This window comes from Bacillus sp. SLBN-46 (assembly GCF_031453555.1).
Lineage (GTDB): Bacteria > Bacillota > Bacilli > Bacillales > Cytobacillaceae > Neobacillus.
Genome location: NZ_JAVIZM010000001.1, coordinates 4,455,621 through 4,469,902, shown reverse-complemented (window position 1 = coordinate 4,469,902; position 14,282 = coordinate 4,455,621). Strand labels below are relative to the sequence as shown.

At 39.6% G+C, this 14,282-nt stretch carries 15 protein-coding genes and 1 riboswitch; of the genes, 9 read left to right on the top strand and 6 right to left on the bottom strand.

The features are described from left to right. The first annotated feature begins 89 nt into the window (after positions 1 to 89). On the top strand, positions 90 to 1,616 hold the full coding sequence (gene hutH / locus QFZ87_RS22775) for a histidine ammonia-lyase (protein WP_309866615.1): 1,527 nt from the start codon (positions 90 to 92) through the stop codon (positions 1,614 to 1,616). Positions 1,617 to 1,650: 34 nt separating this feature from the next. On the opposite strand, the gene QFZ87_RS22770 is transcribed toward hutH, so the two are convergent. Continuing rightward, positions 1,651 to 1,863 (bottom strand): hypothetical protein, encoded by a 213-nt coding sequence (locus QFZ87_RS22770; protein WP_309866613.1) that lies wholly within the window; start codon positions 1,861 to 1,863, stop codon positions 1,651 to 1,653. A gap of 137 nt (positions 1,864 to 2,000) precedes the next feature. Here QFZ87_RS22770 and QFZ87_RS22765 point away from each other — a divergent pair, with 137 nt between their 5' ends. Beyond that, a complete protein-coding gene (locus QFZ87_RS22765) occupies positions 2,001 to 2,378 on the top strand; it encodes a DnaJ family domain-containing protein (RefSeq protein ID WP_309866611.1) in 378 nt (125 codons plus the stop codon). Positions 2,379 to 3,056: 678 nt separating this feature from the next. Here the strand turns inward: QFZ87_RS22765 and QFZ87_RS22760 are convergent. Continuing rightward, positions 3,057 to 3,197 (bottom strand): hypothetical protein, encoded by a 141-nt coding sequence (locus QFZ87_RS22760; RefSeq protein WP_309866609.1) that lies wholly within the window; start codon positions 3,195 to 3,197, stop codon positions 3,057 to 3,059. A 262-nt stretch (positions 3,198 to 3,459) separates the two neighbouring features. Here QFZ87_RS22760 and QFZ87_RS22755 point away from each other — a divergent pair, with 262 nt between their 5' ends. The 3 genes from QFZ87_RS22755 to QFZ87_RS22745 all read left to right on the top strand — a co-directional run bounded on the left by QFZ87_RS22755 (position 3,460) and on the right by QFZ87_RS22745 (position 5,851). Continuing rightward, positions 3,460 to 4,428: a carbohydrate kinase family protein gene (locus QFZ87_RS22755; protein ID WP_309866607.1), complete on the top strand. Its 969-nt coding sequence runs from the start codon at positions 3,460 to 3,462 to the stop codon at positions 4,426 to 4,428. Beyond that, positions 4,425 to 5,339, top strand: coding sequence for a pseudouridine-5'-phosphate glycosidase (locus QFZ87_RS22750; protein WP_309866604.1), 915 nt, complete (start codon positions 4,425 to 4,427; stop codon positions 5,337 to 5,339). Before QFZ87_RS22755 ends, QFZ87_RS22750 begins: the two co-directional genes overlap by 4 nt. Before the next feature lie 261 nt (positions 5,340 to 5,600). Next, positions 5,601 to 5,690, top strand: a riboswitch (cyclic di-GMP riboswitch). Between the two features lie 29 nt (positions 5,691 to 5,719). Next, positions 5,720 to 5,851: an anti-repressor SinI family protein gene (locus QFZ87_RS22745; protein ID WP_309866601.1), complete on the top strand. Its 132-nt coding sequence runs from the start codon at positions 5,720 to 5,722 to the stop codon at positions 5,849 to 5,851. A 74-nt stretch (positions 5,852 to 5,925) separates the two neighbouring features. On the opposite strand, the gene QFZ87_RS22740 is transcribed toward QFZ87_RS22745, so the two are convergent. Next, a complete protein-coding gene (locus QFZ87_RS22740) occupies positions 5,926 to 6,258 on the bottom strand; it encodes a helix-turn-helix domain-containing protein (RefSeq protein ID WP_309866599.1) in 333 nt (110 codons plus the stop codon). Positions 6,259 to 6,518: 260 nt separating this feature from the next. Between QFZ87_RS22740 and map the strand changes: the two genes are divergently transcribed. After that, positions 6,519 to 7,268, top strand: a complete 750-nt coding sequence (map, locus tag QFZ87_RS22735) for a type I methionyl aminopeptidase (protein ID WP_309866596.1) — start codon at positions 6,519 to 6,521, stop codon at positions 7,266 to 7,268. Between the two features lie 34 nt (positions 7,269 to 7,302). Here the strand turns inward: map and QFZ87_RS22730 are convergent, their stop codons facing one another. Then, positions 7,303 to 7,527 (bottom strand): DUF1128 domain-containing protein, encoded by a 225-nt coding sequence (locus tag QFZ87_RS22730; protein WP_308080871.1) that lies wholly within the window; start codon positions 7,525 to 7,527, stop codon positions 7,303 to 7,305. Positions 7,528 to 7,755: 228 nt separating this feature from the next. Between QFZ87_RS22730 and QFZ87_RS22725 the strand changes: the two genes are divergently transcribed. Beyond that, positions 7,756 to 8,127, top strand: coding sequence for a YtxH domain-containing protein (locus QFZ87_RS22725; protein WP_309866591.1), 372 nt, complete (start codon positions 7,756 to 7,758; stop codon positions 8,125 to 8,127). A gap of 13 nt (positions 8,128 to 8,140) precedes the next feature. After that, complete coding sequence (locus QFZ87_RS22720; RefSeq protein ID WP_309866589.1) at positions 8,141 to 8,977, top strand: YihY/virulence factor BrkB family protein; 837 nt, start codon at positions 8,141 to 8,143, stop codon at positions 8,975 to 8,977. 231 nt (positions 8,978 to 9,208) lie between these two features. Here the strand turns inward: QFZ87_RS22720 and QFZ87_RS22715 are convergent, their stop codons facing one another. Both QFZ87_RS22715 and QFZ87_RS22710 read right to left on the bottom strand, forming a co-directional pair. Beyond that, on the bottom strand, positions 9,209 to 11,125 hold the full coding sequence (locus QFZ87_RS22715) for a heavy metal translocating P-type ATPase (protein WP_309866587.1): 1,917 nt from the start codon (positions 11,123 to 11,125) through the stop codon (positions 9,209 to 9,211). A 199-nt stretch (positions 11,126 to 11,324) separates the two neighbouring features. Then, entirely contained in the window at positions 11,325 to 12,503 is a 1,179-nt protein-coding gene (locus QFZ87_RS22710; RefSeq protein ID WP_309866584.1) for an MFS transporter, read from the bottom strand. A gap of 191 nt (positions 12,504 to 12,694) precedes the next feature. Between QFZ87_RS22710 and cax the strand changes: the two genes are divergently transcribed. Beyond that, the gene (cax, locus tag QFZ87_RS22705) at positions 12,695 to 13,741 is read left to right on the top strand and encodes a calcium/proton exchanger (RefSeq protein WP_396133987.1); all 1,047 of its coding nucleotides are present in this window, start codon (positions 12,695 to 12,697) and stop codon (positions 13,739 to 13,741) included. Positions 13,742 to 14,282 lie beyond the last annotated feature (541 nt).

Genomic DNA, 14,282 nt, shown 5'->3' with positions numbered 1-14,282 from the left:
ATTATAAAAGAGGCTGAACTCCAAATCTAAAGTGATAAGGAGTCCAGCCTCTTTCTTTATTATACTAAAGTGGTAGAGGAGCGAGAAAAATGATTACATTAACAGGTGAAAGTTTAACGCTAGAACAAATGAAGGAAGTATTATACCGCGGTCAAAAGGTTCGAGCTTCAGAGAAGAGTATGGAAGCAGTTAAAAAGAGCAGAGAAGCTGTCGATCGAATTGTTTCTGAATCGAGAGTAGTATATGGGATTACGACTGGGTTTGGAAAGTTCAGCGATGTGTTAATAGATAAAAATCATGTTCAGGACCTTCAACTAAATTTAATTCGCTCACATGCATGTGGTGTGGGAGAACCATTTCCTGAGATTGTTTCTAAAGCAATGGTCCTACTTCGTGCCAATGCACTACTTAAAGGCTTTTCTGGAGTTAGACCGATTATTATTGAAAAACTCTTAGAGCTGGTTAACCTGGAGATTATTCCTGTTATTCCACAGCAGGGCTCTTTAGGTGCCAGTGGTGATTTAGCACCATTATCCCACCTTGCCTTAGTATTAATTGGGGAAGGGGAAGTTTTTTATAAAGGAAATCAGATGGAAGCAATGAGTGCGCTTCAACAAGTGGGAATCCTTCCGGTCACATTAGAGGCGAAGGAAGGTCTAGCACTTATTAATGGGACACAAGCAATGACAGCCATGGGTGTGGTTGGTTATCTAGAAGCAGAGCAGCTGGCGTATGAAAGTGAACTGATCGCCTCTATGACTATAGAAGGATTAAATGGCATTATTGATGCCTTTGCGGAAGAAGTTCATGTAGCAAGGGGCTATAAACAGCAAATTGATACAGCGCGAAGGATTCGTGGTTATTTAAGTGATAGTTTATTAACAACGCAGCAAGGTGAACTAAGGGTGCAGGATGCCTATTCCTTACGCTGTATTCCACAAGTTCTTGGTGCTTCATGGCAGGTCTTGGATTATGTAAAAGAAAAATTAGAAATAGAAATGAATGCCGCAACCGATAACCCGTTAATTTTTGATGATGGGGAAAAGGTCATTTCGGGAGGAAACTTCCATGGGCAGCCAATTGCTTTTGCGATGGATTTTATGAAAATTGCGGTTGCAGAGTTGGCTAATATTTCAGAGCGCAGAATTGAGCGCTTAGTGAATCCACAATTAAATGATTTACCAGCATTCCTAAGCCCGCAGCCTGGTTTACAATCTGGCGCCATGATTATGCAGTATGCAGCGGCGGCACTAGTATCAGAAAATAAAACTCTAGCACATCCAGCGAGTGTGGATTCGATTCCTTCCTCAGCTAACCAAGAGGACCATGTGAGTATGGGAACGATTGCTTCAAGGCATGCGTATCAAATCATTCAAAACGTTAGAAGAGTTTTAGCGATTGAATTGATTTGTGCCATGCAGGCGGTTGAGATTCGTGGTGTTGAAAAAATGGCCACTCAAACGAAAAGGTTCTTTGAAAAGGGACGCGAGCAAGTAGCTTCCCTTAAACAGGACCGCGTGTTCTCAAAGGATATCGAGAAAGCGGCCAAATGGTTAAAAGAAATTGAGATTTCTCAGTTTATAAAAGAATTCAGTGTGGAAAAAGAACAATATTAATGGGCAACGGAAAAGGCGTGAAAACTCACGCCTTTTACTCTGTCTGATCGGATAGTAATCGGGCAGTATCGCCGCGATATTCTTCTTCATTCTCGACTCTATTTTTAAATGCTTCTCTTACTACTAGGAATTCTTCATCCCCAACTGCTTCTTTTCCCTTTTTTTCCGTTAAGCTATCTTGTGGAAAATTACCAGGATGATTCTTGTTCTTGTGGTTAAAATGTTCTCCGCGTGACAAAATCAACACTCCTTTCATCTACGCATGTAGCATTCCCAAAACTTCGAAAAATAATTACGGATTGAACTCGGTTGCCATTTTAATTATCAGACGTGACTTGATATACTTTACATAGGGGAAATGGTAATAATAAGGAGGTCTTAAGCATGGATTTGTTTCATATTGTCTCAGAGGACCGCATAAAAAAAGCTTATCAAGATGGTGAATTTGACAATTTACCAGGATTGGGTAAACCGTTGCAATTAGAGGATTTGTCGGGTATTCCTGAGGAGCTCCGAATGGCTTATAAATTGCTGAAAAATGCAGGATATACCCAGGAGGAAGGTCAGCTGCGGCAAGAAATGATGACGATCGAGGGATTATTGAAGAAATGTGATGACTCCACTGAGAAGGAAAGCCTCCAAAAGAAATTGAATGAAAAACTCCTTCGGTTTAACCAACTAATGTCCAAACGAGGAGTAAAGACAAATTCAGCCATTTTTAAAAATTATGAGCACAAGGTGCAGAAGAAAATAAAATATTAACATAATAGGTCTTTAAGAGCCCCATGTGCGTATGGAAAAGGCAAAACGGTCGCATAGACCCCGTCTAAGCGACAAAAATCCATCTCCAGAAGGCAAAACGGTCGCATAGACCTCGTCTAAGTGACCAAAATCCTTCTCCAGAGGGCAATACGGTCGCATAGACCTCGTCTAAGCGACCAAACCCCTTCTCCAGAAGGCAATACGGTCGCATAGACCTCGTCTAAGCGACCAAACCCCTTCTCCAGAAGGCAGTACGGTAGAATAGGCCCTGTCTAAGCGACCAAAATCCATCTCCAGAAGGCAAAACGGTCGCATAGACCTCGTCTAAGCGACCAAAATCCATCTCCAGAAGGCAAAACGGTCGCATAGACCTCGTCTAAGCGACCAAACCCCTACTTCAGAAGGCAGTACGGTCGCATAGACCTCGTCTAAGCGACCTAATTCATTTCCACCAGGCAATTAAGGCTCGTAGAAAAGGAAAACCGGTCCGTAGAAGAGGTCTACGAGCCCCAAGAGGCAGTGGAAAAGGAAAAACGGTCGCGTAGAAGAGTCCTACGAGCCCCAAAAGGCAGTAGAAAAGGCGAACCGGTAACGTAGAGCCGTTCTCGTTCAATACAAATTAACAAAGCTAACAAAAAAAAGCTGGTGAAAGTGGGGATCATACACTTTTCACCAGCTTTATTTTATTTCTCCCCCTGTAGACTCTCCTGGCGAGGCATCTTCTTGTTTGTCAGGTTTGCACATACGGTCGAGTAGAAAACCAGCAAACACCATAAACGCAATCGGAATTGAGTAATTTAAAACATGAATCACAGTCATAGCATCAAACACCACCCTTTATTTTGAATATTATTAATATTTAGTATACTTATGTGTTGTTTACATTATATGTTATTTGTCACATTTTAGACAAATTTTATTAACATAAATCCCTGTTGCTTAGCAGTGTACTCAAATAGCAAAATGTTTTTCTATTTTTTAACAGGATTTTCAAGATTCATATCGTAATAGTTATATGAGTAGGGAATATTATGAAATTTTGACTTGCTTAACATAGGATCTTAAGGAGTGGATGCTAACAATGAACAAACAGGAAGCAATCATTTTTGATATTCTCTGTATTGGTGGAGCGAATGTAGACCGTAAAATTCAGGCGCTTAAACAGTTGGAGTATGGAACATCAAACCCAGCCCTAAGCTCAATGTCACGGGGCGGAGTCGCAAGAAATATAGCAGAAAACTCAGGCCGGATAGGTCTAAAAACATCTCTGTTTGCTTATGTTGGCTCAGATCCTGAAGGAGAATGGCTACTAGAAAACACTAAAAATTTTGTGGAAGTAAGCCCCACACAAATCATACATGGAAAATCTACTGGCACTTATACTGCTGTACTTGATCCATCAGGTGAAATGGAAATCGCACTAGCCGACATGGCTATATATGATGAAGTGAAAGATTCTACTTTTGAAGAGATATGGAAACATATAGAACAAGCAAAAATGATTTTATTAGACACGAACTTTCCAGAAACCATCATTCAACAAGTAATTACTGACAGTAAAAACTTCATGAAGCCTATTTGTATTGCTACAGTTTCCGCTCCAAAAACAGAAAAGCTCCCAGCATCTCTTGAAGGTGTAACCTGGCTGGTAGCCAACCATAAAGAAGCAGAGGCATTATCCAACCTAGAAATCAAATCAGAAGGGGACTTCTACCAAGCGGCTGAAGTCATTATGAAAAAAGGTGTGGAGAAAGTAGTTATTACTCGAGGTGAGAAGGGATTAATTTATTATACAAAGGATGGCGAAGCGGGTGCGTTACTACCTCCTACTGTTCCGATTGTGGATGTAACGGGGGCAGGCGACTCTCTCATTGCCGGAATTTTATTTGGATATATTAAGGGTCTGAGTACCGAAGATTCATGTAAAATTGGTCTTTCCTGTTCATTGATTACCATAAATTCAAATGAAACGGTAAATCCCGAATTAAACCAGCAAACCTTACTTGAAACCTATCAGAAATACTTCAGTAAAGGGGTCACCAAGCGATGAACCAAGAATACCTATCCTTTTCAGAGGAAGTACTTGAAGCGAAAAGAGAAGGTAAGCCCATTGTTGCACTTGAATCGACGATTATTTCACATGGGATGCCGTACCCTCAGAATGTAGAGACTGCAAGGGAAGTAGAAGAAATTATCCGGCAGAATGGCGCTGTACCAGCAACCATTGCCATCATTAATGGGAAAATCAAAATCGGTTTATCTGAAGAAGAGTTAGAATTTTTAGGTACTAGTAAGGAGATCATGAAAGCAAGCCGGCGAGACCTCCCCTACTTAATCGCAGCACAAAAACATGGTGCTACAACGGTAGCAGCGACCATGATTTGTGCACAAATGGGTGGTATTGACGTGTTTGTGACAGGTGGTATTGGCGGTGTTCACCGCGGAGCAGAAGTAACAATGGATATTTCAGCTGACTTACAGGAATTAGCAAAAACAAATGTAGCAGTCGTTTGTGCTGGAGCAAAATCAATTCTTGATTTAGGCTTAACGTTGGAGTATTTAGAAACCAACGGAGTACCTGTCATAGGTTATCAAACAGAGATTCTGCCAGCTTTTTATACGAGAACAAGTCCATATAAAGTAAATTTCCGAGTGGATTCCCCTGAAGAAGCATCTGCATTAATGAAGGCTAAATGGGATTTAGGGTTACAAGGTGGGATCGTCATTGCCAATCCTATACCAGAACCCTATGCTATGGATGAAGCTTTAATCAATAAGGTTATAGAGGTTGCTTTAAACGAGGCCAAAAGTAAGGACATTCATGGTAAAGAGGTCACACCTTTTCTCTTAAGCAGGGTAAAAGAGCTAACAGAAGGGTCAAGTCTAGAAGCAAATATTGCACTAGTAAAACACAATGCTAAAATAGGTGCGCTTATTGCAGCAGTACAAGGGGACAAATAATCATATATTTTAAAGGGAGGATTTGACCTAATATCCTTCCTTTTTTAATTTCTTCTCCTAAAAATGGTAGTAAAAGGAAGTTTTTGTAGAAAAATAGGATAATTTGTGTAAAAAAATAGTTCGAAAATTATAAAAAAAAGACAAAAAACAACAACCTAATATAAAAGGACTAGATATAATGAACATATCATTCAATATTAAGTCATTTTACCTAAACAAATAGTAGAAAAATGAAAAAATGTAATACTTAAGTTGCAGTCGAACAGAAAAGGGCAAACCTGTTGAAAAGTAGGGACGCAAAGCCGAGGATCTAAGGCAGGCATTTCTTGCTATGATGGCCGGGTTACCTGGAATACTAAGTGTATTTTAGGGGGAGAAAAATGATAATTGCAGAGAAAGACGTGGATGTAATTGATCAGGAATGGATGGCGCTCATATTAGAAGCAAAGGAACTTGGCTTATCTATTACAGATGTTCGTGAATTCCTTCTCCAAGATGGTCAAAAGAACTAACTTGGTACATATTAAAAAAGCATTCTACAGAAGATGTTTCTTTGTAGAATGCTTTTCTTCTTTATGGAAAAAAATTATTCGTTGCTACTATTTTGATTTATTCTCCACTTATTAAATTCCAGGAAGTCACGAAATTGTTCTTTTGAAACACCAGATCCCATTGCTTCTTTAACTAAGTTCATCCATTCACTGTCTAACTCATCTTTATTAACTTGTTCATGGATTAAATGTTCAACTGGTAGATTTAAAACCCCTGCAATTTTCTCAAGAAATTGTATAGATGGATTTTTTTGCAGGTTTCTCTCAAGAGAGCTTAAATAAGACTTAGCGACGCCAGCTTGCTCTGCCAGTTCGGAAAGAGACATCCTCTTTTCTAAGCGAAATTTTTTTACGCGGTCTCCAATCATTCCATTCACACACCTATTAAACATATTTATACGTTAATTCTACCAAAAAGAATGAAAAAGTACCATATTAAGAACGAAGGAATATGACAAAATAGTGAATATAATAAAATGATTACCCAAAAAAGCCCATTAATAACAAGTTCTTTTGAAAAATTGGCAGATTCGAGTTACTATTAATAGTGTTTCCAAAAGAGAATATAGTTTAATGCGAACCGTAAAGCATACTATACATAAAAATATCCAAAAAGGCAGGGAAAAGAATGATTGTCCTGAAATCACAACGTGAAATTGAAGCGATGAAAAAGGCTGGAGAAATCCTTGCGGCCTGTCATAAGGAAATTGCTAAATTAATTAAGCCAGGTGTAACTACTTGGGAAATTGACCAGTTTGTCAATAAATTCTTAAGCGAACACAAGGCGACACCCGAGCAAAAGGGATATAAAGGCTATGAATATGCAACATGCGCAAGTATCAATGATGAAATATGCCATGGCTTTCCAAGAAAAGAGCCATTAAAAGAAGGGGATATTGTTACAATTGATATGGTAGTCAATTATAATGGTGCCTTAGCAGATTCTGCATGGTCTTATGCGGTAGGAAATATTTCTAAAGAAACAGAGCATTTATTAAAAGTGACAAAGGAAGCATTGTATAAAGGTATTGAGCAAGCGGTTGTAGGCAATCGAATCGGTGATATTGGTCATGCGATCCAAACCTATGTGGAAAGTGAAGGTTTATCGGTTGTTAGAGACTTTATTGGGCACGGCATTGGGGCTGTGATTCATGAGAAACCAGATGTTCCTCATTATGGGTTGCCAGGAAAAGGGGCAAGAATTAAAGAGGGAATGGTCTTTACGATTGAGCCGATGGTAAATATCGGTCAATATCAAACTAAGATGGATACAAATGGCTGGACCGCTAGAACTGTAGATGGGAAATTTTCCGCACAATATGAGCACACACTTGCCGTTACGAAGGAAGGCCCTATCATCTTAACAGAGCAAAAATAAATGAGGTTGACTCCAAGGAGTCAACCTCTATTTATTATTTTTTTCGCAGACTTCCTAATTCTTCTACTAACGCCTGCATTTCATTAGGACTGAAGGAGTTCTTTTTTTGAACCATTTCATAAATTTCTTTTAATTCTTCGTACATTTCTTCATCAAAGTGAGAGGGTTTAATAGCCCCTAGGTTTAATACCCTAAGTTTTTCTTTTATTTGTTCAATCATATATTCCACATTTTCAATCGATTTTTCTGATAGATTCATTTCGGTCACCCTTTCCGAATTCATATATCTCATCTTTTCATGTTAAAAATGATCTGTCAATATAATCTTCTCTTAAATTCACACGATTAATCTCGTAAAAGAATGGGTATAAAGTAGAACGCAGACTTGCATAGGAAACAGAGATAACGCAAAATAAACGTAGGGAATCTTTGGCATTATTTTTTGAAAAAGATGAATGATAATAACTAGGATTAAGGAGAGTTTAAGATGACAAAGAAGAATCAATTTTGGAGAGGCATGCTGATCGGTGCCATCGCCGGTGGAGCCATCAGTTTATTAGATAAACCAACCCGTCAGGCGATGACGGAAAATGTCCTAAAAACGTCTAGAAAGGTATCCTATATTGCGAGAAACCCAGGTGAAATTGCCGATAAGGTGAAGGGAACGGCATCCAAGCTTAAGGAAACCTTTGAACAAGTGAGTGAGGATATTGCCTATATTACGGACAAAGTGGACGAGTTACGTGAACTAACACCTCACGTGACGGACATCATTAAAGAAACGAAAGAGACGTTCTCTAAGAGCGAGGAAGATGACTTATTAGAGGATGTTCTAGGAGAAGAGATAACTAACAAATAGAGGGAGGAAGGAAATGGATAAAGCAGCGAATATACGCTCATCTTTGCTACGATTACTTTGGCACAGGATTGAAGAAGACGATCTTCCTGGATTAAGTGCGCAATTAGCCTATTTTTTACTACTTTCTTTGTTTCCGCTCCTCATCGTACTATTTACACTATTGCCATACATACCTTATCCGCATGAAGATATGCTGGGGATGATCAGAGACTTTGCACCGGCAGAAGCTATCAATCTGATTGATAAAAATGTGAATGAAATCATGAACCATCGTAATGGTGGACTTTTATCCTTTGGGATTATCGGGACTATTTGGTCCGCATCGAATGGAATTAATGCGATTGTGAGAGCGTTTAACAAAGCGTATAACGTAAAGGAAAGCCGTTCCTTTATCGTAGCAAGGGGGACGGCTATATTCTTAACCTTCGGGATGATTTTTGTATTTATTCTTGCCCTTATCATACCTGTATTTGGTAGAGAAATCGGCCTGTTTCTTTTTTCTCAATTAGGTTATACTACAGAATTTATTAAGCTTTGGAACGCTTTGAGCTGGCTAGTGAGCGCCATCATATTATTCCTTATTTTCACCGGTCTTTACTGGATTGCTCCCAATGTAAAACTAAAGTGTCGAAGTGCTTTCCCTGGAGCAGCTTTTGCCACTGTTGGCTGGATCATCTCTTCCATTGGCTTATCCTTTTATGTTGGAAATATTACTAACTATTCTCTAACTTATGGCAGTATTGGTGCCATTATTGTGTTAATGATTTGGTTATATATCTCCGCTTTCATAATTATTCTGGGCGGGGAAATCAATGCTTTTTACAGTGAGAAAAATAAGACAAATTGCTAATACTTTCCCTTCATGAAATTACTTCTTCTGTTCAAACTATGATGGAAGGACAACCCCAAAGCAAGGGAGGGTAAAAGTGATGACCAAACATACGAAAAAAGATGGCGGCACAAAGCAAAAAGGCAAGGGCAGTAAAGGAAATAAAACATCTGGCTCGGCCAATGGTTCGAATGGCTACCACTAATGAAAGAAAGGAGGCTGACCTTGAGTCAACCTCCTTTTCCTTTGTGCCTAAGATTTTAACAATCTTAAGCTGTTCAATATAACAAGTATGGTACTTCCTTCGTGACCGATGACGCCAAATGGCAAATCAAGAATCTGGAAAAAGTTAGATGAAATCAGGAGCATGATAACAGAAATCGAGAACACAACGTTTTGTTTAATAATTCTGTTCATCCGCTGAGAAAGATTGACGGCCTCGGCTATTCGTGTCAGGTCACTTTTCATCAACACAATATCCGCTGTTTCTAGGGCCACATCCGTACCTTCTCCCATGGCAATACCAACATTGGCAATGGCTAGGGCAGGGGCATCATTGATACCATCTCCAACCATCGCTACTGTAGTATACTTCGTTTTTAACTTTTTAAGATGTTCCACTTTTTCCTCTGGGAGGCATTCTGCAAATACTTCATCGACATGACTTTCAGCCGCAATCGCTTGAGCTGTTTTTTCACTGTCACCGGTAAGCATGACCGTGCGGACACCTTGTTTCTTTAGATGGTCAATTGCAAGCTTCGTTTCTTCACGTACAACGTCCTTTAAGGCAATCATCGCACTAAGCTCACCGTTAATTTCAATAAAAACAAGTGTATTTCCTTGGCTTGCAAGGTCTTTAGCTTTTCCGCCTGAGAACCTGTCGACCGCTTCTTTCCCGACAAAAGAAGCCTTACCAATCTTCCATTGTTCACCGTTAATTTCTGCCTTCACGCCCCAGCCAGGAATATCTTCAAGACTGTCTGGATGGAACAGTTCTTTCTTAATGTTAGGTTTCACGTATTTCACGATCGCTTGTGCCAAAGGATGATTGGAGTGGCTTTCGATGGAGGCAGCCTTCCAAATCAGATTTTCTCTATCTAATCCTTCTTTTACGATGACCTCTGTTACTTCTGGTTTCCCTTTAGTAAGTGTTCCTGTTTTATCAAACGCGATCGCTCCTAAATGACCTAGATTTTCAAGATGGACACCGCCTTTAACTAAAATTCCGTGTTTGGCTCCGTTAGAAATAGCGGATAGGGTAGCAGGCATAATAGATGCAACCAATGCACAAGGGGAAGCAACAACCAATAGAATCATGGCCCGATAGAACGATTCATGCCAGCTCCAACCTAGTAAAAAATGCGGAATAAAAAACATGGCTAGAACTACAAGTAAAACAACCTTTACATAGGTACCTTCAAATCGCTCAATAAAAAGCTGTGAAGGAGATTTTTCACTTTGGGCTGATTGAACAAGCTGTATTATTTTTTGAAACAAAGTATCATTACTTGATTTTGTTACTTCAACAGTAATTGAGCCTGTCATGTTTACTGTTCCGGCAAAAACTTCTGTTTGTTCCCCCTTGGATACGGGCATCGATTCACCTGTGATTGCCGCTTCATCAATATTGGTTTGACCTTTGATAATCATTCCGTCAGAAGGGACACGCTCTCCGGGCTTGATTAAAATGTGATCGCCAACAACTAGCTCAGATACAGGAACTCGTTTTTCATAGCCCTTTGATATCAATAGCGCCTCTTCTGGCTGAAGCTCCATTAAAGAAGAAATTTCTTTATGGCTCTTATTCATGGTGTAGGTCTCCAGGGCACCACTTACTGCAAAAATAAAGATGAGGATGGCCCCTTCTGTCCAATAGCCGATGATTGCTGACCCAACGGCAGCAAAAATCATTAGCATTTCTACATTTAATTCTTTATCCTCAAAGGTTGCCTCGATTCCTTCTTTGGCTTTTGCGAAACCGCCTATGACAAATGCCAACAGATAGGCTACGATGGAATCGGCCCCTTGCCCGTATTGATCAAGAAGCCAGCCAGCTGCAATTAATACCCCACTTAGACCAGCGGCAATTAGTTCTGCATGTGGTTTTATCTTTTCTAAAAAGCTCGGTTCCTGAATTCCTTTGCTAAGTGACTTTGCTTCTGAACTCATGTTTTCCCCTCCCTATTCATTTTACTTTGCGTAATTTTCAATTCATTCTTGCATTCTAATTGAGAAGTAGAATCAAACTCATTACCCCTAAAAAACACGAAAGCTGTCATCAAAGGATGACAGCGAAATTCTTTCTTCTATTTGTTTTAATTTTACCATACATTCTATTCATTGAATATCAACTTGCTTCATAAAAACTTTATGAATTTTGCTGTTCAACTAGTAGATACGATTTTTTGCCAAAAGAAAAGATGATGACTGATAATACTAAAAGCATTGTACTAATAATGTAAAAGAAACTTACATCTTGCAGGTACTTAATAAATAAGCCGCCGATGATGGGCCCCATTAAGCTGCCTAGACTGAAGAAAATGCCGCATAATAAGTTTCCTGTAGGTAAAAGTTTTTTTGGTACCAAGTCGGTCATATAACTTATTCCAAGAGAGAAGGTCGATCCAACAACCATTCCTGAAATGAGAAACGTAACAAACAGTCCGATAACTGAATGCTCCATGAAGCTTGCAGCGGTAAAACTGAAGAAACCAAGGAAAAGAACAGTCATTAAAATATTTCTCCGGCCGTATTGATCACTTAACATCCCTAACGGAAGCTGGGTAATAATACTTCCAATGGCAAAGGCAGATAAAACGATTGAGACACTCGAAACATCCATGTCCATTCTTAAAGCATAAACAGGAAAACTCCCATTTAATGATGATTCCAGAAATCCATAAGAAAAGGGAGGTAAGAAGGCTACCCAACCATACTTTAAGGCTTTTCTAAATTGCTTAATTGTTCCTAGAAAAGAGTTGATCGACACTTCTTGTTCAGGTAGTTCATTTTTTAAAAGAAAGACAAATCCCCAGCCAATCAGACATAAAATGGAAGAGGCAATAAAGGGCAAGGCTTCATTTACATTAACTAACGGTGTCATCAAAGGCCCTGTGGCAAATCCAATTCCAAAAAATAAGCCGTATAAAGAGATATTTCGTCCCCGTCTTTCCGGTGGTGAAAACGAAGTAATCCAGGTTTGAGTGGCGAAATGGAGGGAGTGATCCCCTATACCAATGAGTAATCTTAATACAAACCAAAACCAAAAGGTCTTCCATAAAGGAAATAAGGCTAATGATAGAAAGACAAGTGCTCCACCGAAAATAATAACCGGTTTATACCCATATTTTCTTAGGGGCCATTCCATAAACGGAGAGACTAGCAAGATTCCAATATAAAGTGCTGTAGCATTTAACCCATTTAATGAAGGAGAAACCCCACTTTTTTCAAAAATAACAGCAATTAGCGGCAAAAGCATCCCTTGGGAAAAACCAGAAATGGCCACAATACTGACCAAGATCCAAAACCGTAAATACATTTTATTCATGTGACTTTCTCCACTTTCCGAATTTCAAATAGTTTAAATTCTTCCTAAATGATGGTAACGAGAAAAATCAATATTTGCAAGAGAAAAAGGATTTGAATTTTTTTATGTTTTAAAGGAAAATTTAGGGGAAAATAGAAAAAACATATATAATAGGTGAAAAAGAATTCGGAGGGAATGTAGTGACGAACAAAATCTTTATGCTGATGACATTCATTGGTGTTCCCCTATCCATTATAGGAACGCTGATGCATTGGTCATATATTGTCTTATTTATTGTGTACTGTGTAACTATTATTGCTCTTGCAAGCTATATGGGAAGAGCAACAGAAAGTTTGGCTATCGTGGCTGGACCTCGAATCGGCGGTTTGTTAAATGCAACCTTTGGAAATGCCGTTGAGCTGATCATTTCGATATTCGCCTTGAAGGCGGGACTAGTTGGAGTGGTTCTAGCCTCCTTGACTGGTTCAGTGTTAGGGAATTTACTACTTGTCGCAGGATTGTCCTTTTTTATTGGCGGCATAAAATTCAAACGCCAGCAATTTAATGTGTTTGATGCCCGCCATAATTCTGGTCTTTTAATGTTTGCAGTGATTATTGCTTTTGTTATTCCTGAGGTTTTCGCCATGAACATGAATGAAACAAAAACACTTTCATTAAGTATTGGAATATCCGTTATTTTGATTCTTCTCTATTTGGCTGCCTTATTCTTTAAACTAGTTACGCACCGTGGTGTGTATCAATCAAATAATGAAAATACAGCACATGAGGAAGAAGAGCCGGAATGGAGCAAAGGGAAAGCGATTGCTATCCTAGCGATTGCCACAGTTGCGGTTGGATATATATCTGAACATCTTGTACATACCTTTGAATATGTAGGCGATACATTCGGCTGGTCGGAACTGTTTATCGGGGTTATTATCGTAGCGATTGTAGGGAATGCAGCAGAACATGCCTCTGCGATTGTTATGGCTTATAAAAATAAAATGGACATTGCAGTTGAAATTGCGATTGGTTCCACTCTGCAAGTGGCTATGTTTGTTTTACCGGTCCTCGTTTTGATCTCATTGTTCTTTGATTCCACCATGCCACTTTTATTTAGTTGGCAGGAACTAATCGCTATGGTTTCTTCGGTCCTTCTAATGGTGGTCATCTCCAACGACGGAGAATCGAACTGGTTTGAAGGATTAACATTGCTAGCGGCCTATGTCATCATGGGCATTGGGTTTTATTTACTCTAACAAAACTGACTGTTTTGGCTAAAAGCAGTGAAACACTGTCAAAGGGAAGGCAACTTCGGACAGAGTTGGCGGAAAAAAGAGAGACACTGTCAAAAGGTAAGGCAACTTCTGACAGAGTTGGCAGAAAACAGCGAGCCTCTGTTAGAAGGCAAGGCAACTTCTGACAGTGTTGGCAGAAAACAGCGAGACACTGTCAAAAGGCAAGGCAACTTTGGACAGAGTTGGCAGAAAACAGCGGGACTCTGTCAGAATGCAAGGCAACTTCTGACAGAGTTGGCAGAAAACAGCGAGACACTGTCAAAAGGCAAGGCAACTTTGGACAGAGTTGGCAAAAAACAGTGAAACACTGTCAAAAGGCAAGGCAACTTCGGACAGAGTTGGCAGAAAACAGCGAGACACTGTCAAAAGGCAAGGCAACTTCGGACAGAGTTGGCAAAAAACAGTGAAACACTGTCAAAAGGCAAGGCAACTTCGGACAGAGTTGGCAGAAAAAAGAGAAACACTGTCAAAAGGCAAGGCAACTTCGGACAGAGTGGGCAGA

Bases quoted from the DNA above. Each gene is read 5' to 3' on its own strand.
- hutH (WP_309866615.1), top strand. From the start codon at position 90: ATGATTACATTAACAGGTGAAAGTTTAACGCTAGAACAAATGAAGGAA.
- QFZ87_RS22765 (WP_309866611.1), top strand. From the start codon at position 2,001: ATGGATTTGTTTCATATTGTCTCAGAGGACCGCATAAAAAAAGCTTAT.
- QFZ87_RS22760 (WP_309866609.1), bottom strand. From the start codon at position 3,197: ATGACTGTGATTCATGTTTTAAATTACTCAATTCCGATTGCGTTTATG.
- QFZ87_RS22755 (WP_309866607.1), top strand. From the start codon at position 3,460: ATGAACAAACAGGAAGCAATCATTTTTGATATTCTCTGTATTGGTGGA.
- QFZ87_RS22750 (WP_309866604.1), top strand. From the start codon at position 4,425: ATGAACCAAGAATACCTATCCTTTTCAGAGGAAGTACTTGAAGCGAAA.
- QFZ87_RS22745 (WP_309866601.1), top strand. From the start codon at position 5,720: ATGATAATTGCAGAGAAAGACGTGGATGTAATTGATCAGGAATGGATG.
- QFZ87_RS22740 (WP_309866599.1), bottom strand. From the start codon at position 6,258: ATGATTGGAGACCGCGTAAAAAAATTTCGCTTAGAAAAGAGGATGTCT.
- map (WP_309866596.1), top strand. From the start codon at position 6,519: ATGATTGTCCTGAAATCACAACGTGAAATTGAAGCGATGAAAAAGGCT.
- QFZ87_RS22730 (WP_308080871.1), bottom strand. From the start codon at position 7,527: ATGAATCTATCAGAAAAATCGATTGAAAATGTGGAATATATGATTGAA.
- QFZ87_RS22725 (WP_309866591.1), top strand. From the start codon at position 7,756: ATGACAAAGAAGAATCAATTTTGGAGAGGCATGCTGATCGGTGCCATC.
- QFZ87_RS22720 (WP_309866589.1), top strand. From the start codon at position 8,141: ATGGATAAAGCAGCGAATATACGCTCATCTTTGCTACGATTACTTTGG.
- QFZ87_RS22715 (WP_309866587.1), bottom strand. From the start codon at position 11,125: ATGAGTTCAGAAGCAAAGTCACTTAGCAAAGGAATTCAGGAACCGAGC.
- QFZ87_RS22710 (WP_309866584.1), bottom strand. From the start codon at position 12,503: ATGAATAAAATGTATTTACGGTTTTGGATCTTGGTCAGTATTGTGGCC.